The organism is Butyrivibrio sp. FC2001 (assembly GCF_000424125.1).
In the GTDB taxonomy this organism is placed as follows: Bacteria; Bacillota; Clostridia; order Lachnospirales; family Lachnospiraceae; genus Butyrivibrio.
Genome location: NZ_AUJH01000003.1, coordinates 367,334 through 388,776, shown reverse-complemented (window position 1 = coordinate 388,776; position 21,443 = coordinate 367,334). Strand labels below are relative to the sequence as shown.

General features: G+C 42.1%; 13 protein-coding genes. 3 read left to right on the top strand and 10 right to left on the bottom strand.

All coding sequences use genetic code 11. From position 1 onward, the window contains the following. Positions 1-5: 5 nt before the first annotated feature. A complete protein-coding gene (locus G601_RS21490; RefSeq protein WP_051205469.1) occupies positions 6-3,518 on the bottom strand; it encodes a glycosyl hydrolase 115 family protein in 3,513 nt (1,170 codons plus the stop codon). 248 nt (positions 3,519-3,766) lie between these two features. Between G601_RS21490 and G601_RS0101660 the strand changes: the two genes are divergently transcribed. Continuing rightward, a complete protein-coding gene (locus tag G601_RS0101660; protein ID WP_026664274.1) occupies positions 3,767-5,440 on the top strand; it encodes a GGDEF domain-containing phosphodiesterase in 1,674 nt (557 codons plus the stop codon). 53 nt (positions 5,441-5,493) lie between these two features. On the opposite strand, the gene G601_RS0101655 is transcribed toward G601_RS0101660, so the two are convergent. Further along, positions 5,494-6,441, bottom strand: coding sequence for a phospho-N-acetylmuramoyl-pentapeptide-transferase (locus tag G601_RS0101655; RefSeq protein ID WP_051205467.1), 948 nt, complete (start codon positions 6,439-6,441; stop codon positions 5,494-5,496). Positions 6,442-6,599: 158 nt separating this feature from the next. On the opposite strand from G601_RS0101655, the gene G601_RS0101650 reads away from it, so the two are divergent. Together G601_RS0101650 and G601_RS0101645 are read left to right on the top strand one after the other, a co-directional pair. Further along, a complete protein-coding gene (locus G601_RS0101650; protein ID WP_207638004.1) occupies positions 6,600-7,637 on the top strand; it encodes a GGDEF domain-containing protein in 1,038 nt (345 codons plus the stop codon). Between the two features lie 119 nt (positions 7,638-7,756). Further along, positions 7,757-8,920, top strand: a complete 1,164-nt coding sequence (locus G601_RS0101645; RefSeq protein WP_026664271.1) for a DUF3048 domain-containing protein — start codon at positions 7,757-7,759, stop codon at positions 8,918-8,920. A gap of 65 nt (positions 8,921-8,985) precedes the next feature. Here G601_RS0101645 and G601_RS0101640 read toward each other — a convergent pair whose 3' ends face one another. The 8 genes from G601_RS0101640 to G601_RS25595 form a co-directional block, all read right to left on the bottom strand. Then, entirely contained in the window at positions 8,986-10,872 is a 1,887-nt protein-coding gene (locus tag G601_RS0101640; protein ID WP_196808784.1) for a putative bifunctional diguanylate cyclase/phosphodiesterase, read from the bottom strand. 141 nt (positions 10,873-11,013) lie between these two features. After that, a complete protein-coding gene (locus tag G601_RS0101635) occupies positions 11,014-11,988 on the bottom strand; it encodes an ABC transporter ATP-binding protein (RefSeq protein ID WP_026664269.1) in 975 nt (324 codons plus the stop codon). Then, entirely contained in the window at positions 11,988-13,151 is a 1,164-nt protein-coding gene (locus G601_RS0101630; RefSeq protein WP_026664268.1) for an ABC transporter ATP-binding protein, read from the bottom strand. Before G601_RS0101630 ends, G601_RS0101635 begins: the two co-directional genes overlap by 1 nt. A 175-nt stretch (positions 13,152-13,326) precedes the next feature. Continuing rightward, positions 13,327-15,006 (bottom strand): ABC transporter permease, encoded by a 1,680-nt coding sequence (locus G601_RS25600; protein ID WP_026491581.1) that lies wholly within the window; start codon positions 15,004-15,006, stop codon positions 13,327-13,329. 18 nt (positions 15,007-15,024) lie between these two features. Next, entirely contained in the window at positions 15,025-16,011 is a 987-nt protein-coding gene (locus G601_RS0101620) for an ABC transporter permease (RefSeq protein ID WP_026491582.1), read from the bottom strand. A gap of 314 nt (positions 16,012-16,325) precedes the next feature. Then, on the bottom strand, positions 16,326-18,782 hold the full coding sequence (locus tag G601_RS0101615; protein WP_051200830.1) for an ABC transporter substrate-binding protein: 2,457 nt from the start codon (positions 18,780-18,782) through the stop codon (positions 16,326-16,328). A gap of 153 nt (positions 18,783-18,935) precedes the next feature. Next, the gene (locus tag G601_RS0101610; protein ID WP_026664267.1) at positions 18,936-19,496 is read right to left on the bottom strand and encodes a hypothetical protein; all 561 of its coding nucleotides are present in this window, start codon (positions 19,494-19,496) and stop codon (positions 18,936-18,938) included. Between the two features lie 374 nt (positions 19,497-19,870). Beyond that, positions 19,871-21,433 carry a WecB/TagA/CpsF family glycosyltransferase gene (locus G601_RS25595; protein WP_081673336.1) on the bottom strand — a complete coding sequence of 521 codons (1,563 nt, stop codon included), beginning with the start codon at positions 21,431-21,433 and terminating at the stop codon, positions 19,871-19,873. Positions 21,434-21,443: the final 10 nt, after the last annotated feature.

Genomic DNA, 21,443 nt, shown 5'->3' with positions numbered 1-21,443 from the left:
TTTAATTACACGATTGCCGGCGGGAGCTCATCTGTCGCAGTCAGATAGAACTGCTCAACTCTGACTCCTGCGGATAATGAGAAGTATCTGATAATATGTCTTCCACCTCTTAGCTTCACATCCATAAGTGGTACCCATCGCCAGATATTCTCCGCAGAGAATCTCCAAATTGACTGTCCACCATAGAGATCCTGCTCTGAGTAAATCTTATCGTCTACTCCTATTGTAAAGTGTGCCTTTTCGGCATCCCACATCAGGAACTTACCCCATATTCTGTAATTTCCACCTCTTGTCTCAACGCTGTAATGAAGAGACGGAGCCTTCTTAATGGCACTTACACCACCCCAGCTTGTTTCCTTGTAGTTCTTTAGCGCCTTTTCATCCCTGATATACATGGCAAGCCCGCTCTCACCATGAGACGGTGCATTGCAGTAATCCCATCCTGCACCCTCGGTATATGCAGCCTTGGACTGCATAAGGGCTGAAGCTGCTTCTATAAATATTCTTCCATCCTTTTCCACGGCGGTATGCTCACCGGTTGCAACAATATCCTTAGCAGGTATAGGTGATCCATAGTGAGGTAAAAACTCCATATGCTCACCCATTTCAAGGCAATTGCCCTTCTGTTTTCTGAAGGCATAATACACAGGTCTTGGAGGCAGCTCGTAAGCTTCCTTGCCATAGAAATCCCAGCAGAAGCCCGCTGCATCAAAGCTAAGCGGAAGTCTTAAATCTCCGCCTCTTATACCAAGGTTATTCTCCTGGCGCTCTCTTGTATAAATAACGAATCTGGAGAAGGAGAAATACTTATCTACCGCATGGAATATAATTCTGTGGGATCCCGGCTTGATGTTGGGTAGTCTTAAATAGAGCTTATCAACGTTATTTCTTACATTGCTCTTCCACTCGCCCTTATATTCATCATTGGCTTCGGATTCCACAACCTCCATGGGATTCTCATCTACCGATACCCCGATCCTGATTCTTCCAACAGAATTAAGGGACGGGAATCTGTGGAGCTCTAAAAGGAATGCGCCTTCACTTGTTACAGTAACCTCGTATGTAAGAGTTGCACCCTCAGTTCTCGCCTCTACAAGTGATCCTCTCTGTCTGCCAAGATTGGGAATTCTTACCCAGGCACCGGACAAGTCTCTGACCATGTCAGCCTCAATTCTGAGCATTCCGTCATCTTCCATGTGGGGCGGGAATACGATGTTTCCCTGGCCAAGCAGAGTTATACCCCTAAACAGCTTGGCTTCCACAGGAATCACATGGCTTTCTCCGGTCATAAGAGCCATCACATGAATGGCATCCTTTATTGAAACCACATTATCGTCAGGCTTTACCTCTCCCTTTTTGGTCATCTGTTCTATCATGTCTGAAACCTGATTCCAGTCAACCTCAAGAAGAAGTCTCTCCTCACCGTTTATTCTTATATCTCCGTGACCCTCAAAGCCGACTATACTTTCATCTGTTACCCTCAGCCATGAAGGCAGATCAACAGTGACAACTATCTCGTTTTCACCTGCATTTGCTATCTCAAACCACTTTTCAACAGGCTTAACAAAAGTCAGGTAATTCTCTTCGTTCTGACATGTCACTATCAGATGGTCATCTGATTTCATGATTGGCGGCTTACATGCAGGATGCATGGCTGTTCGTGTAGGTGGGAAGTCCTCGGGAGTCATTACGCCATCCCATTTTCCATCAGCCATCACATGGTTGTAGTAATACAGCATGCTTCGTCTTGCATGATCAAAGGCCAGTGACCTTGTAGTGTAATCTGCTGCGCTGTGGGTCTTCCCCTGCTTTATGCACAGATTACTTCTGTCAGCATAGTAATACATGGCATAGGTATAGTATGCTGCGTGTATCTTCATGAGTATCAGCTGGAAAAATGAGTCCTTTTCATTGTCCGGAAGTGAATGGTAAATCCTGTTTCCGGTCTTGAACATATACTCGTAGCGGTGGATTCTGCTTACGGCCTCGTCAGTGTATGCGGTCTGTGAGAAGGTATCCACATCCATCTGCTCAACCTTTCTTACGTTTGTAAGCTGATCGAATTCAACAAGCATGGGAGCAAGCTTCTTTCCATGATGTCCGCTGAAGGTTTCATCTATCCACTTTGCCAAAAACTCTATTTCATCCGCACATATAGTCTCTGTTTTACCTATATCCCAAGCCAGCTGGGCATAGTAAGTCATCTGCTGCTCAAGAGGCTTAATGGCACCAAAATTGGTCACCCAAAGCTTACGGATTCCCTCCTCGTATGCCTTCTTGAGCTCATTTCTCGTCTGAGACAGCGGAATGGAGCAAAGGAAAAGATATGATGCTCCGGGCGGTGCCCAGTATGAATTGTGATAGTAAAGTCCGTTTCCACCGGGACGTCTCTTCTCCGTCTCATTGGGATAACGCCTTACATGTCCGTAATTATCATTTACCCAAATGAGTGTGAAATCATCCGGAATATTTAGTCCGTTATCATAGAGCTCAAGCACTTCCTTGTATGGCACAAAAATTTTCATAGGAGTGTGCTCAAGTGTATTATCAAGAATCTGCTCCTGAGCCCTTATTACGTCCTCCAAGAGCTCTATCTTAGCGTTTCTAAGTTCCTCTCCGCGAAGTCCAGCCAGAGCTATAGGCTCAATATCGGTATCATTTATTCCGCGCATTCCGAGAGTATATGTAACTTCATAGTCCTTGTTCTGCTCAACAGCCTCCTGCCAGTACTCGATTATGGCATCACGGCTCTTTTCAGAAGCAGTGAAATCATAGGGAACTCCGCCATAGCCCTTCTTTTCAAGCCATGGTCTCCATTCCTTGTTGTTACTTCGCATCAGCATGTCGCAGTGAGAGGTACCTACCACGATGCCCATCCTGTCTGCAAGCTTCGCGTTTTCAGGGTTGGCATTAAAAGCATTTACATGCATAGCCGGCCAGATATAATTCATCTTCAGCCTCAGCATAAGCTCAAAAATTTTCTCATAGGTCCTGATACCTATGGTAGTCTCTCCGAGATAGCGCTGAGCCCAATGATCCAGCTCTTCCTCATCATTTACGAAAATACCTCTGTATTCTATACTTGGGTGATCCGAAACATGATAATCGTCCGGTAAAGAAATCTCAGTTTTGGGATGAATCGGTACATCTGCCATGAAATACCAGGGTGAAACCCCTAAAACAGTTCTGCAAAATTCATAGATTCCGAAAACAGTTCCTCTTCTGTCTGATCCGGCAATAACAAGCCTTCCTCTTCTGTCTCTGATAACATAAGCTTCCTTTCGCCTTCTGCCATGAGAACTGAAAAGGCCGACAAGATCCTCTTCTTCAAAGTCTTCGCACACACCAACTGTTCCCACCAGTATCTGCTGAGAGTCAGGATCATATACCTCTGTATTAATTTGAAGCACGCGTTTGAAATCGCGGATCAGATTTGACACCGCGAGCTTGACTGCTTCGGATTCGCGCTCACTGATCGTCACCACGACCGATGAGTACTGTCTGATAGTTATTCCCATTACTCTCCCCCCATGAGACTTTGGTTACTACCAAATGTTAAATTTTTATAAACTGTGAATATTATTATTTTATCAATAATTTATATTTTTGTGTCCTAGCACCTTTGCCGAACATTCTTCCCTTAAATTGTGTAAAATGACGGATAATTAAAGCCTGTTTAAAACATTAAAATAATTACTTGTTTTCATTATTGTTTTGTAGGACAATAGAAATGGTCGCATTCAACCCTGCAAAAAAGTGAGCACACATGGATAAAACCAAAATTCTAGACAAATTCATTCAGCTATTATCCGATTCCGAAGATACCCTTCGCGCCGCAGGGCAGGCCTTTTCTTTGATTGGGCCATCTCTTAATATTTCACAGATAATTCTTGATCTGAATATTCCTGAAACCAGGCAGACCCCCACTGGCGAAGTCAGACATCTGACGGTTTACCTTGGAGAAATGGCATCTGATGAAGTTACAGAGATAGTATGGCTTGAAGAGTCCACACGCACCTTTGAGAACGGTGTGATTACGGCTCATGTTTATGCTCCAATCGAGACCAACTGGAGCTCTGATGAGAGACAGCTTCTTCAGTCTGCCGTTAAGATTTTCCTCATCCACATGGACCGCTACAGACTTATCGAGCTTGTTCAGAAGAGTTCCATGACTCAGTATCTCACTGGTCTTCCGAATTCCGGCGGATTCATCGCTTTTGCAACAAAAAAGATGTTTGCCGGAGAAATAAAGAATTACAATTCCTATTATTTTAATTTAAAAGGCTTTGGCCTTATAAACAGACGCTTTGGCAGTGAAGAAACCGATAATATTATCCGCAGATATGCCAGAACGCTTCTGGAGTTCTGCAAGGAGGATGAGACCATCGGACACCTTGGCGGTGACAACTTTGTTGCTCTCATCCGCAAGGAGCGCACCGGCGATTTCTTAAAGCTCCTCGAAAAGACCGAAGTTTTCGGTATCCGTGACGGCGAAAGACTTCCCGTTCACATAAGCGCTGTTGCAGGTGTATACGACATCGATGATTCATTAAAGGCTCCCGGCCAGATAATAGGCCGAAGCTCAATAGCGTGCAGCGTTGCAAGATCACTTGCAAACGAGCCCTTCCTCTTTGTCACCAAGGAGATGAGCACCAGGGTTTACCGTGAAAAGCAGATTGAAGACCGCTTTGAAGATGGTCTCTTAAATAACGAATTTAAGGTTTACTATCAGCCCAAGGTTGATACCAAGACCCACACTCTTGTGGGTGCGGAGGCTCTCTCCCGCTGGCTCTGCAAGGGTGAGTATGTCTATCCCGCTGAATTCGTACCCATTCTTGAAAAAAACAGCTATTCCATAGGTCTTGATATCTATGTTATGGAGGATGTTTGTAAGACAATCCGTCACTGGATTGATAAAGGTATTGAACCTGTGCCTGTTTCCGTAAACTTCTCCAGAAGTGATCTCGCAGAAGAGCATCTGGCAGACCAGATTCTTGAGATCACCAAGAAATACAATGTTGATCTTAAATATATACAGATTGAAGTTACCGAGACTGCAACTCAGAAGGAAAAAGGACTTATCGCTGATTTCCTGAATAAACTGAACGGAATGCATATCGCCAGCTCAATAGATGATTTTGGTACAGGCTACTCTTCTCTTGGTATTTTAAGAGATCTTCCTGTATCCACCATCAAGATTGACAAGTCCTTCATAGATAACGACACTTTGACAAAACGTGATGAAATTGTTCTAAAGAACATTATCCAGATGGCTAAGGAGCTTGATATCGAGGTCATCACGGAAGGTGTTGAGAGACAGGATCAGATTGAATTCCTCCAGAACGTAGGCTGCGATCTGGTTCAGGGCTTCTATTATGATAAGCCCTTGTCCCTTGAAGAATTTGAAGAACGTCTAAAAAACAAAAATTACGTAATTTAAAAAAAGCGCCCTCCTGTCAGGTTGAACAGGAGGGCGTCTTTAAATGTTTTATTTTATAATGCTGCAAAAAGAATAGAAATAACTACCTGAATTATCACAAATCTTATTACCACCTGCGTGTCTGACCACTCCAGATTTTTTCTCATATGATCATGTATCGGTGTCCTTAAGTTAGTCATAACATGGAGCTTCAAAAATCTGATAAGAGATATCTTAAGAAGTCCAAGCCCTCCATCTATGATCAAAACCAGAGAAAGCATAATGTACGCAAAGGGATGTCCCGATTTCATTGCAAGAAGAGCTATGAAAAATCCAAGCGCTCTTGATCCGGCATCACCCATAAGCATTGAGCTAGGTGAACAGTTAAAATACAGATATGCCAAAAGCACAGCACATAAAATCTGTCCGGCTGTTCCTATGCTTCCAAGCGTTTCGGAAAACATGATCACAAAGGACATCACTGTTACGATTACCAATGATCCACACAGACCGTCTACACCGTCCGAGCAGTTGGTGACGTTGATAGCAATCCATATAAGAATAACTCCAAGAATAAAGTAAACAGGATAAGGAATTGTAAATTCAAATGAAAACACCGTTACAGTTGTGCTGTTTTGCGATAAAAAGGTCACCATAGTCCCTACTGAGATAGCAAAGTCAATGAGTCCCTTTTTATATTCATTCCAGGGCTTGTCTGATGCATCATCCATATACCCGCTCAGCATGATCAGGAAGATCAGTCCCAGATAGATCAGAAACTCCACGGAAAGCGGAAGGAATAATACAGCCATCAGGATGAAATCTATCACAAAGACCAGTCCCACACCCCTTAGCTTTCCCTTGGAAAGAGCGCCGTTTACGGCAAATGCTCTGCCCTGGTCCTGCGGAAGGAACGAAAATCTCATATTCAGAGTTATGAATGTGAATATAAATGCCACGATCATTCCGATAGCTGAAAGCTGGAACTGAGTAAACCGTCCAATTAAAAGTTCGTAAAACATCTCAAAAATCTCCCGTCTCAATAATTATTTTTATTTAAGGAAATACCGTATTCATGGTATAATTTTCTTTGGCTTTAATTTAGCCTGCATCAATATATTAGCGAAGGTAGATAAGAATGGCAACTTTTTCCGACAAATGGAATAAATTCAAAAATTACATGAATCCATATATACATCCATCAATAAAGGAGGGCTTATACCGCAAAAATATCCAGTCCACACACGATATTGCCTTTGCCTTCACCATTGTTGAATGCTTTGTCATTGCTTATTATATGTTATTTGACAGAGAAAAGCTCCTCAATCCATTCATTGGTCCCGGCGCTATTTACTCAGTAATAATAAGTGCCATAGCACTGGTTATAAGCCACTATGCGCTCAAGGATATAAAACGCCCCTTTAGTGCCTATCGTTTCTGCTATATTGCATACTTTTTGATGTACATCCTTTTTGGTATGTTTGCATCCTTTTATGAATATAATCACGGTCAGCAGATGTTTATTTTCTTCGCAATCATTTTCTGTCTTGTGAATTTCATACTACTTCCTCCGGCAGTCGGTTCCGTTCTGATCTGGGGATCATATTTTATATTTTATTTAATCCTGTATTCTTTTGATGGAGCTAAGAATATTAACCTGTTTAATTACATAGTATTTTCGCTTCTTACTCTCATCGGGTCCTTTAACAAATTCAAGATGCAGGCCACCGAGCTGGAGCGTATCCATCGCATTGAAACCATGAATGACATGCTTCAGAATCTGCCTGTCCACGACAATATAACCAATATGAAAAACCGTTATGCTCTTCGAGACGACTTCACTTCATATCAGAATCATCACATCATTGTGGTCATGCTAGATTTGGATGAATTCAAGAAGATAAACGAGGAATATGGACAGGCCACCGGAGATGCCGTTCTTGGCCAGGTGGGAAGCTGTATTAAAACTCATCTTACGGAGAGCCATTCCTACAGATACGGCTCAGATTCATTCCTTATCATTCTTCAGGATATTGAATTAAGTGACGCCCTTCAGCGTCTCTCTATCTGGGAGAGAAATATGGCAACCCTCAGTGTACCGGAGCTTGATAAGCCAATACATTACACAAGTGGTTACTCCCACGGAACCCCCAGAGATGAGGATGAACTCAGAATGCTTATCGAAGCAGCTGACAGAAAGCGCAGAGATTTTTCATAAATACACAGATGTTAAAGCCCAATTTCAAAAATTGAAAATTGGGCTTTTTCCTTTATACCTTTTCTGTTAAAATGATAAGGATGTGTCATTTCCTACACATTTTTTAAGGAGGATTTATTATGAAATTTAATAAAAGTGTCGTAAGCCTCGCTCTTACAGCTATGATACTTACAACAGCTGTTGGGTGTGGCAAGGAAAAGCCTGCGGAGGATTCTTCTGAAGGCCTTTCATGGGAGTCTATCGAGGACAATTCTGCTGAGGAAGCTTCAGAAGAGCCTGAAGTACAGGAAGAGGCTGAGCCCGAGATCGTTTCTGCTGAGATTCCTGAAGGAATGTACAGAAGTGAGCTCACAGGTGAACCTATCAGTGAGACAATTAAGGACCAGCGTCCTATAGCTGCAATGGTTGATAACGAATCAATTGCACTTCCTCACTTTGGTATTTCAGAATGTGATGTTGTTTATGAAATGATGAACAGTACACAGAATGGCAGAATTACACGTCTTATGTGTCTGGTAAAGGATTGGGGTGCTATTAAACAGCTCGGTTCTATCCGAAGCACACGTCCCACAAACATCATTCTTTCAGCTGAGTGGAACGCAGTACTTTGCCACGATGGTGGTCCTAAGGTTCACATTGATCCCTATCTTGCTAAGGAATGGGGAACAAACCACTTCTCAGGAACATTCTCTCGTGTAGATAACGGTAAGAAGAGAGAGTACACAGAATACATTCTCGCCGGCGATCTTGAAAACAACTTCTCAGGAAGCAATTTCTCAACTACCTACAATGAATTTGCTCCCGAAGGAATCCAGGAAGCACACTTTAACTTCACTCCCTGGGGTAATGAGATAAACCTTGAGAACAAGGGCTATGCTAAGTGCCTTGATGCTAACACAATCGATATCATTCCTTTCGAGCATAACAGCTCAAAGCTCGTATACAACCCTGATACTCAGGAGTATGAGTACTATGATTATGGCAACCCTCACAAGGATGGTGAAGACGGAGCAGTTCTTTCATTCAAGAACGTAATCCTTCAGAAATGTACCTTCAACCAGCTTGATGATCACGGTTACCTCATCTACAACTGTATCGATATCAACCAGCCCGGTTACTACTGCACAAATGGTAAGGCAACAGATATCGTTTGGACAAAGACAGGTGAGCTTGTAAAGACGCAGTTCTTTGATTCACAGGCTAACGAGCTTGAGATCAACAACGGCAAGACTTATATTGCTCTTGTTCCTGCCGATACATGGGATCAGCTCGTTATTGAATAATTTAATATCCGCATTAATTAAGGCGCCGCATTACTGCGACGCCTTTTATTATGTCTCTATGTTCATCACTCAATAAGTTCCTTAAACTTCTCTGCCGGTACAGGCTTTGAGAAATAGTAGCCCTGAATCATCTCACAGCCTATGGATCTTAGGTATTCGTACTGTTCCTCTGTCTCTACACCTTCTACAACTATTGGCATATCCAGCTTCTTAGTCATCTCAACGATTGTATTTATAACAATCTTGCCCTTTTCAGATGATACTATTCCATCCATGAACTTCATATCCGCTTTAAGGATATCAACATGGGCATTCTTGAATGTGTTAAAGCTGGAATATCCACTTCCAAAGTCATCCATCAGGATTCTGAAGCCGACCTCTTTAAGGAGATCTACTGTATTAAAAAATCTCTGATTCTCTGCAACGAAGGCGCTCTCCGTAATCTCAAGCTTAATATCATTGGGCGAAAGATGATATTTCTTAATCATATCCAATATGACTTCATAGAGGTTATCAAGCTGCAAATCTCTTCTGGATATATTTACAGATATCGGAGGCACCAATATTCCCTCTTTACGCCACTCTGCTATCTGTTTGCACACTTCTTCCCACATATAGATATCAAGCTTGTTAATGAAGCCGTTACGCTCAAATAAAGGTATAAAATCACCGGGACTTATAAGACCGTACTGTCTGTCCTTCCATCTTACCAATGCCTCTGCACTACATACCTTCTTTGTCTCAGCATCATATATAGGCTGGAAGTATGGCATAAAATCGTGCTCATGTATAGCTCTGTCGCAGTTGTGCTGCATATAAGCCAGCATTTCAAAATCATGATTCTGCTTCTCATCAAAAATGTGCTCATGCTTATCATATTCATAGCGTATCTTCTGCATGGCGAATCTTGCTCTGTCTATCATAAGCTGCGGATTCATGGTTCTGTCAGTTATAGGGTAGACACCTGAATACAATGACAGATTATAATCCATATCCTCACCGGGATACATCTCATCCAGCGACAATACACCCTGAAGCATCCAATATGAGCCCTGCGGGAATAGCCCTACAAAATTATCCTCTCCAAGATATGCAAGCTCAACCTCCCATGAAAACTGTTTTCTCATGGCAGCCGCAATACGCCTTAGGATGTCATCTCCGCGCTCAAAACCGAATCTCTCGTTTACATCCTGGAAGTCTCTGATATCAAGAACGCACAATTGATATTCTATGACAGGGTTTAATATCAGATCCTCTTCTACTGCCCTGAAAAACGCCTTCTGATTGTATATTCCCGTCTTTGGATCTGTAGGATTATCCACAAGATAAAGCATAACAAGGTTGAAGGTTACACAGGCAGCAAAGGCAGCGCCCATGTATTTAAAATCTGTGATGCGGTCATTCATTATCAGCATTATATCTACCAGTACTACAAGGGCCGTAATAACTGATGCTGCCACCTTACCAAGACGTCTTATATGTCTCCATGCAAGGAAAATCGACAAAACAGCATAAATAAGTCCGAAGAAAGAACTGACCACAATAAATACTATTCTTTCAAAGGTAATTATTCCTCTGACATCTTCAAAATATGCAATATGATTTATTGGATTTAATACCAGGAGATTGATTACGCCAAGAGCATAAGGAACAACTGATAACAATGGACTTTTTTCACGATATCTTACAAGTCCCACTGTTATCTTAAAGGCGCACAAAAGATAGGTATTCAGCGCGATCACAAGCATCGTTTCACTTGCAACATATTTAATGTCGCTGTTAAACCCGATGTACCTTCCATACAGATCAAGCGCCCAGATAAGAATAATGTATGCGATTGTCACATCAATTTGCAGATCAATCCAGATCGTACCAACAGTACGGCTGATACTTCTTGCCCGTATAGCCAGAATGCCGACCGCCATGATCCCCAGACTCAATAAAGTGATCATATACTGACTCCTAAAGCATACTTTTACAATATAATTATACATAAAAAAAACAGAGAGAAATATTTCTCCCTGTTTTTTCAGAATTTCTTTATATCAATTTTACATTCTACGAATATAGATCAGAATTGATACTGTCATGTTTTATTTGTCATCATAAAGATGGCATCTAACTACATGTCCATTCCCCATATCCTTGGGCTGAGGATCCTGCTCCTTACAAATGCCCATGCAGTGAGGACATCTTGTATGGAACTTACATCCCTTAGGCGGGTTAGCAGGTGAAGGAATATCTCCCTCAAGGAGCACTCTCTCCTTCTTAATATCCGGATCAGGCATCGGAATAGCACTGAAAAGTGCCTTTGTATAAGGATGAAGAGGCTCTGCAAATATATCCTCTGTCTTACCTGTCTCAACAAGACTTCCAAGGTACATAACACCTACAGCATCTGAAATGTGCTCAACTACTGAAAGATCATGTGAGATGAACAAATATGTGAGATTGTTCTTCTCCTGAAGATCCTTAAGAAGGTTGATGATCTGCGCCTGGATAGAAACGTCAAGAGCTGATACAGGCTCGTCACATACTACAAACTCAGGCTTAACTGCAAGTGCTCTGGCAATGCAGATACGCTGTCTCTGACCACCGGAGAACTCATGAGGATAACGTTCCTTATGATAGGGCTGAAGACCGCATTCCTTCATGATCTCTGTAATATAGTCGTTATACTCTGCCTTGGGCACAAGTCCATGCTCACGAACAGCTTCTCCGATAATCTCACCGATAGGAAGACGGGGAGAAAGTGAAGAATAGGGATCCTGGAAAATGATCTGCATCTTCGTGCGAAGCTCACGGAGCTTTTTCTTATCATATTTACTGATATCTTCACCATTGAAAAGGATATCACCCTCTGTCTTCTCAAGAAGTCTTAAGATAGTTCTTCCTGTTGTGGACTTACCACAACCTGACTCACCAACAAGACCCATTGTTGTTCCACGAGGGATAGTAAATGATACATCATCAACGGCCTTTACATTTCCTGTAACACCACCGAAGAAACCACCCTTAATAGGGAAATATTTCTTGAGGTGCTTTACTTCAAGTATATTATCGCTCATTACTTTGCACCTCCTTCTTCAGTCTTTGCATTATTTGCGAAATCCTCGCATCTGTAACAGCTTACTTCATGAGTGGGAGAAATCTTGTAAACTCCGGGATACTTTCCGGAACATTTCTCTACGCACATCTCACAACGATCCTTAAAGTAGCAGTAATCAGGCATATCAATCGGATTAGGTACGTTTCCGGGAATATTGTAAAGCTTATCCACATGCTTACCAACAACGGGCTTAGACTTCATAAGACCGATTGTGTAAGGATGTCTGGGATCCTTAAAGATCTCTCTTGCTGTACCTTTTTCAATAACACGGCCTGCGTACATAACTACAACATAATCAGCCATCTCTGCAACAACACCAAGGTCGTGAGTGATAAGCATGATTGAGCTGTTGATCTTGTCCTTAAGGTTTCTAAGAAGGTCAAGAATCTGAGCCTGGATAGTAACATCAAGCGCTGTTGTAGGCTCATCCGCAATAATAAGCTTAGGATCGCAGGCAAGAGCCATAGCGATCATGATACGCTGACGCATACCACCTGAAAGCTCATGAGGATACATCTGGTAGACACCCTCTTTATTAGCGATACCAACCATCTGAAGCATCTCGATTGTTCTTGCCTTAACCTGCTCAGGTGTCATATCAGGATTGTGAAGAGCGATTACTTCATCAACCTGTGCACCGATTCTGAATACAGGGTTAAGGGATGTCATGGGCTCCTGGAAGATCATTGACATCTTGTTACCACGGAGCTTCTGCATAGCTGATGCAGGTGCATTGACAACATTGATTGTTCTTTCTCCGTCATTGAAACGGATCTCACCTTCAACAGTCTGACCTGCAGGTCTCTGTACAAGCTGCATGAGTGAAAGGCTGGTAACTGACTTACCGCAGCCTGACTCACCAACAATACCTACTGTCTTACCCTGGGGTACCTCAAAGGATACACCGTCAACAGCCTTAACTGTACCGATATCTGTGAAGAAATATGTGTGAACATTGTCAAACTCAACACAGTTATCGGGGTTCTTCATCTTTGTAACATATTCACTTTCAGGAATATGCTTTCTGTTTCTCTTTTTCTCAATCTCGGATGTGATCTTACGGTTCTCGCGTGAAATCCTTCTAGACTCTTTAGCCGAGATGTAATTTGAATTTTTAGCCATTTTTGTCTCCTATACACATACAGATAATGCGTCTTGCTTCGTGCTTTGCACTCTCGCAAGACTAGAAATCATTCGGAATCCGAGCTTTCGCTCTACTTCCTCATGATTTCTTATCTGACAAATGTCAGCACAAAATCTTATGCAAGCATAGATTTTGTACTGCCGCTTGTCAGAATTATCTTTTCATCTTTGGATCGAACGCGTCACGAAGACCATCACCAATAAAGTTAAATGCAAGAACTGTAAGAAGGATAAATGTTCCTGCAGGAAGCCATACAAATAAGTAATTGGTCATTACGTATGAATCGTTAACCGCATTTATGATACTTCCCCATGAAGCAGCAGGGTACTTGATACCAAGACCAAGGAATGAAAGTGAAGCCTCTGAAAGGATAACCTCACCAAGACCCATACTGGCAAATACGATAAGCTGAGGAATAACGTTAGGTATAAGGTGCTTGAAGATTCTACGGTATGTGCTGATACCAAGTGCCTCAGCAGCTACCATGAACTCCTGCTCACGAAGTGAAAGGATCTGACCTCTTACGATACGGGCAATTCCTACCCAGCCGATAATAGCCATAACTACGCAGAGCAGATAAATACGTGCTCTGGGGCTTGCCTGATAATAGTCCATGATTGAACCAAGGATCAGGTAAAGAGGCATGGCCGGGATACAATAAACTACGTCAACAAGTCTCATGAGAAGGTTATCAACCCATCCGCCAAAGAAACCTGCTACACCACCGATTACCATACCGATAAATACTTCGATAAATACTACTACAAAGCCGATAAGCAATGAAATACGTCCACCATACATAAGACGTGCAAGGAGGTCCATACCGTTAGCATCTGTTCCTACAGGATGTGCCTTGGAAGGAGCTGAATAAATATCGATAAGTCTTGTCTCCTGGTACTTCTTAATTGTGTACTGACCTGTCTTAACCTCAAATTTGTACTCAACCATATTGCCGTCAGCATCAGGATACTCGAATGAACCTGCATTGCCCTGAGCTTCAAATGCCTCAAGAGCTGTTGCCTTATATGTAGGATCAAGGAAGGTTCCGGGATCGATAGCATTAAAGTTCATATTTGAAACAACTGCGTATCCCTCACCGTTTGCTTCTACAAGACCTTCATCGTTAACTGTGTAGCTTGTGCCGTCAGCCTCGAAAGAAGTTGCACCTGTAGCTACTGCTACAAGAGCATTTCTGTAAAACTCATATGAGAACTTTGTATCCTTGCTGTATCCTGTGAATGATCTCTTACTTGCAACCGCAAGCTCAGTAGCTTCATATACATCAGCCTTGAAATCCTCACCGTCGAACATGTAAATCTTTCCATCCTGCTCAAAGTCAGCTCTTCCTGCCTCTACAGCAGCATCAAATTCCTTATTGCCCTTGAGGAAAACCTGCGCAGGCTCAAGTGAATAGATAAGATAAACATCTGAATCCTCAGCAGCCGGTGACATTCCCATCATCTGACCGCCACGGGTCTCGAATACGTACTTTTTCTTGGAAGCAGCAATAAGTGCCTTTGAATTAATATCTGAAGGGAGAGTTGCTCCATCAGCTATCTGGAACTGGAACTGATCGATAACAGTAGCACCTGCAAACTCCTTCATTACCTGCTCAGACTTGTAGAACACCTGGCTCTCTGAATAAGGATAGAGAGCACCGCCTACAAAGGCGAACAGGAACATTGCAACAATAATTACCATTCCTACAATAGCGAGTCTGTTTCTAAGGAATCTCTTAAGAACCATCATTCCCGGAGAGAGGACACGGACTCTGTTAGCATCATCAAGATGCATTTCTTCTTTTTTAACTTCGTTTTTCTTTTCTTCTGACATTACATCCGCCTCCTTTCCTTAGTTTACTCTGACTCTCGGGTCAACTACCGCATAGAGAATATCTGCGATAAGGTTACCGAGCAAAATAAGGACTGCCATAAATACCATGTAAAACATAACGAAAGGAATATCGCCCTGTACTACGCACTGGTATGATGTATAACCGATACCGGGAATCTGGAACAAAGTCTCAGTGATCATGGCTCCGGAGAAAAGTCCGGGAAGTGATCCGCCAAGAAGTGTTACGATTGGTATAAGTGTGTTTCTGAAAGCATGATAATTAACTACTCTGTCCTCAGAAAGACCCTTAGCTCTTGCTGTTCTGATATAATCTGCATTCAGAACTTCGAGCATGTTTGTTCGTGTGTAACGCATAAGAGAACCTACGCTTACAACAGTAAGTGTAATAACAGGCATGATCATATGACGAGCCATATCAAGGATTTTACCCACGTCTGAATATGATTCATGAAATCTTCCAACTATTCCGTATAGGTCAAGCCAGCCAAGCTTTACAGAAAGAATATATTTCAAAATCGTCGCAAAGAAAAAACTCGGAAGTGAAATTCCGATAAGTGCGATAACCGTAACGGTATAGTCTGTTGCAGAATACTGTCTTCTTGCAGCAGCCACTCCCGCAGGTATAGCGATTATTATTTCCAAAATAAATACAACAAGTCCCAGTGCAAATGAATACCAGATTACGCTGGAGAACTTCTGCAATACAGGCTGATTCCAGAACCAGGAATCACCAAAATCAAGTGTTATTGCCTTTGATGCCCATTTGAAATATCCCTGGATTACCCCCGTGTCCAAGCCATACTGGGCATTTAACTGTTCAACCCACTCAGAGTAGCTTTTTGCTCCCGGCTTAGTAGATAAAGCCATAGCCTGCTGTTCAACATATGATGTAGGCATGCATCTCATGATGGTATAAATGATCATAGATACGAAAAACAATAATACTACTGATATGAGTAGACGTTTAAGTATGAATTTCTTCATTGTTGTCTATACTCCTTCTAAATAAAATATCTTCCACCTGAAAAATTATTCCTCGGGGATTGTTAATATATCTAAAAATTTCGCTTGGCGAAATATAATTTTCTAATCCATTTTCTAAATAGTGCAACTATTCTCTGTTGATTTAAAGTTATGAAGTAAAAAAGTACATAACATGTCCGCGGGAGCTAAATAACCCCCACGGACAAAGTTATGCGCATTATTTATGCAACTGATTGTCTTAAAAGCTCTACTATTGTAGCAGATTCTCAGCACATCGAAAACTCTAAATTCATTTTCGAATTTATAAATACGAATTACTTAGTCATAAGTCTCTCAATTCCGTCGTGAGCACTTGTTGTAGCAAAGAAGTTGTAGTATGTTGTCTCGTCATGAAGCATATCTGAGTTTTCAACATCTACGCGCTCAGAAGAATAGATTGAGCAGTTCTGTCTCTGATAAATCGGGATTTCTACTGCATAATCTACTACATAATCAAGAGCTTCCTTGTAAATAGCCTTACGAACTGCCTGATCTGTTGTTGAACGACCCTCAACTACAAGTTCGTCAAGTTCAGGCTGGTTAATCTTGTACATGTATGCAGAACCACCTTCTGAGTGATAGATCTGATACATATCAGGATCCATTGATCCGCCCCAAGCTGCGCACCAGATCTCAGCTGTGCCGCCTTCTGTTGCAGACCAAAGAACTGAAGAATCTGAAAGGTCATTGATGATAAGATCAAAGCCAATCTTTGCAAGGTCTTCCTTAGCTGCTGTAAGGATACCGAATGAAGGGTGATCACCCTTACCATCAGCAGGAATCATAGCTTCGTATGAAAGCTTAGCACCTTCAGGAGCTGCTGTAAGCTTACCATCTGTTACTGTGTAACCAGCCTTCTCGAAGAATCCAAGTGCTGCCTGAAGAGCTGCATCATACTTCTCATCTTCGCTCATGCCGTCTGTATAGATAGGATTTCCGTCAACATCTGTTGAGAAAGCAACCTTATAATCAGGATCAGATGCCTGAGGTGCTGCCCATGATGTGTTAGAAATAGGATAGTTGATTACGTTAGCTGCATCGCCATAGTAAGAATCAACAACTACGTCTCTGTGAACAGCAAGAACAGTTGCGATAGCCTTACGAAGTGCCTTAGACTCTTCACTTCCTGCATCAGAACCAACCTTAACGTTCTGTGAGTTCATACCAATGTAACCATAACCATTGTTGTCTACAAGTGAAGTAGAAATCTTGTCACCTGTAAGCTCGCCGTTTGAGTTATCACCGGCGATCTGCTCAAGAGTTGACTTGTTAGCTGAAGGCTCAGCAACATCAAGTGTACCCTGAACGATAGCAGGCTCAGCATCAGACTGCTGAGTAACCTTCATCTGAACTTCCTTGATTACAGGAGCGCCAAGATAGTAGTTCTCGTTAGCTGTGAAGTAAACAATCTTGTTCTCAAACTTGTCGAATACATAAGGACCGGCGCCAAGAGGCTGTGTTGTCTTAGCTCTTACAGTTGAAAGATCACCCTTTGTGAATCCGAACTTATTATTATCATAATCGTATTCAGCCTTGTCACCATAGTAGTGAAGAGGTGCGATCTCAACAGGAAGTGAGTAGATAGCTGTTGCATCAAGCTTGTCCATGTGAACAACCATTGAGTAGTCGCCTGTCTTCTCGATACCTGTGATTGAAGGAGCTGAATCACCTGTCTCAATTGAGTTCTTGTAATCATCTGAAAGCATATCAAGGATGCCGTCGCCAGCCTTCTCCTTGTCAGTAGCTGCCATAACGTCTCCGTCATAAGCTGCAACGATTTCATTCCAGAAATCATCTACTGTAGGAGCTGTGCCACCCTTAACATCGAATGTAGCACCTGAAGGAGCTGTAAGAACGCCGCCTTCTACTGTACCATAGCCCCAGTTTGCCATTGCATTGGCAATAGGATCCTTGGCAATATCTTCATCATCAGATACAGCACCGTTTGCTGTGCAGTAATCTGCGATATCATTGATGAACTGTTCCTTAGCTGCAGGGAAATCTGTCTCCCAGAACTTCTTCTGCTGATCTTCTGTGAAGTATGTGAAGTCTGTGTTGTCCTCACCAGCCTTAACAAGAAGGTTGAAGAGTGTATCAGAACCTTTTCTGTAGTCTTCCATACCTGTAATAGGAAGTGCACTGAATGTAGCAGCTCCATCATAAGAAGGATCAGCAACTACATACATTGAGAAAATAACATCATCGATAGTAAGAGGCTCACCATCAGAGAACTTGATATCATCACGAAGCTCAAATGCATAATCAACTGTACCATCTTCGTTCTCTGTGATCACGCAGTTTGCGGGTCCCTTGTACTCATAGGACTGACCATTATATTCCTTTGTCTCACCTTCGATACCATTAAGAATCATCTCACCTAAACGGTCAACTGTAAGTAAAGGAAGTGTTGTCATCTGTGAAACATTGTTATCATATACTGAATTTGCAAAGAAAGGACTGAACTTCTCAGAGAATTCAGACTCTCCAATTACGAGCGGTGCTCCGCTTCCTGTGCTCTGTGCAGCGTCTCCTGCTTCCTCTGTTGACTCTGCCTCAGCAGCATCGCTGCTCTCCTCAGTAGAAGCGTCTGCAGTAGCCTCAGCTGTATCTGCAGATTCGGTTGTTGTTGTGTTAGTGTCGCCGCCATTGTTAGCATTGCCACCGCAGCCAACAGCTGAAACAACCATTGTTCCGGCAAGTCCTAATGCCAGAAATTTGCCTAACTTTTTCATATTGCCCTCCGTTCTGGGGTTCTCTTCCCCAAATATTTATGTACATCCACCTTGGTGGTTGTCACCGAAATCACGATTGAAAGTATATAGTTATTTAATTAAACCTTCTAATATAAATAATCTATAAGCAACCATAAGTAATTGTTATAGAAATCATTTACCGGATTCAACTGAAATTCCGGAAAAGTATTTATTATAATATCTCGCAAAAAGACAAGCTATTATAATCACCGGTAAGTGAAGCGCCAGATAAATGAGCTCAAGGCGAACATCATACTGGCCTCTTCTTAAAATCAGATAGATTACTTCACATAAGGCGCTTATTGCCGCAAGAACTATAACTGCAACACCACAAAAATGCATTCGTCCCACACCCTTATCATATTGCCTTCTCGTCATCCTTGGAGTCGCACCCAAATATTCAACTATTCCAATAAAAAAGAAAAGCACCGGCAAAAACTGAAAAAAATAAGGGAGCACCACCCAAATTGTTCGTGAAGATGTCTGATTAAGCAACCCCTGTACAACAAGAGCCGCAAACATCAATATTCCATATACTACACATGGAAGATACGTCTTCTTTTTCTCTGTTTCGCCAAAAGGAAGAACATAGATATCCCCTTTATAGAAGAATCTGTCCCGGAACCTCCCCCGCTTATCCATCTCGGGAGCGTGATCATAATCTCCCTTGTATGGATTATGCAAAATACTCATTACTACTAAAATCCTATTCTAAGCCGGATATCAAATCTCCGACAAACAACCTGTAAATACGAAAAAAGCGCTCCTAACTTACACTTTGCAAGTCGGAACGCCGTTGTTCTAGATGTAAGTATACAATATTAATATCTGAATTTCTACACCGAGATTATACTACCGAACGAAATCTTATTAACAATATATGAAACCGATAGCATACCGACATTTCGTTCGCTAGTCGGGTATGTTAGTAAAATAATCTCACCAGCAAGATTAAATTATATCAAAATGATAAAATAAGTCAAGCACTGGCGAACTTTTGTCTTTCTGTCGCGGACACTTTGCTGGTTTAAAGCGTGTCAGCGGAAACTGTATAGAAATAAAACCCACTATTTCCGCATGATATAAGCTCTCCAGATAAACTTTGCATTTGAAACCAAGTATCTCTTGAGAAGACGTTTGGGATCCTGGAAGAGTCTGTAAAGCCATTCCATACCTATTTTTCTAACCCACATAGGCGCTCTTTTGATATTTCCGGCAAAAAAATTAAATCCTGCACCAACTCCCAGCATGACACCATGAACCTTACCTTCATGCGCTGCCATCCATTTTTCCTGCTTGGGAGCTCCAAGTCCGATCCAGATGAAGTCTGCACCGGAGGCATTTAGCATCTCAATAACCTCGTCATCTTCCTCAGGAGTAAGCTCTCTGTACGGCGGTGAATAAAAACCTCTTATATCCATCCCCGGGAATCTCTTGGGAAGCTTTTCCTTAAGAAGCTCTATTGTCTCCTCGGATGATCCGTAGAAGAAATGAGAAAGCTTACCATCCATGGTGGATGAAAACATTGTCTCCATAAAGTCAGGACCGGCTATTCTCTCTGCCTTTACGAACCCTGCCTTCTGAATTCTGTTTACAATCGGCTGTCCGTCAGGAAATGTCAGCGCCGAAGCATTCTGAATCTCCATGTAATCTGCATGATCGCTGGCTTCAACCGTAGTATGAACATTACAAAAGCAAATATATTTTCCGAACAGCTCCTTTATGTGGCTTCTCACATAAAGCACTGCATTCTCTACATTTGAAACTGCAAAGTTAACACCAAGAACAGAGCACCTCTTTGACATTGCGGAATAATATGAAGTCTGGAAATAACCAATTCCTCTTATGAGATGTCTTGTCACCCAGAGGCCATCAAGAGAAAGTCCGTAATATGTGTTTATTCCTTCGTTGGCAAGCCTTCTGACAAGATCTGTTCTTACAAAATCAACAATATCAAGCTTATCAGGAATGCACAGGAATACATCACTGCAGCCGGTTTCCTTCACCTTACTTACAAGCTGCTCTCTGTTAATAACAGCTTCATAATCGTCAATATTCCTTGTAGCTTCTTCAGCATAAGCATCATCAAGCTGAAAAATGTCTTCCAGCTCAAATTCAAGCCCTAAGTCTTTTTCGAGATTTGCCCTAACATAATCCATATCCCTGGCATAGGTTAGTGCAACCAGTCTTCTTCTGTGAAGATCAGGATTACCCATTTTTATAAGTATTCCTCTGTAGATAAGCCTGAATGCAAATACCAGGACAAAGTTAATAACCACAAGATAGGCCATTGCAAGCCTTGATACCAGGTATGTATTCTTGGATGCCATAAGAACCACAAGCAAAAACACAAACAGCATCACCTGATTCTTGAAAACCTCAGTGAAGGTCTCGAGGGGATCCAGATCCTCAATAGCCTTGTAATCAAGTCTTCTGCCCCTGTACACATTTACAAGTGTGGCAAAAAGAATCTCCATAACAAAGATCATGGAATAGAGCGGTACCATCCACTCCTTCTTAAAGTGCCAGTTAAATCTGATGGTTATCATCAGTACATAAGCAAGGGTAAGCGAAACCGCATCTACTATGAGCAATATTCTTTTTCTTCTGTGTGAGCGTGAAAGGCTCATATCAAAAATC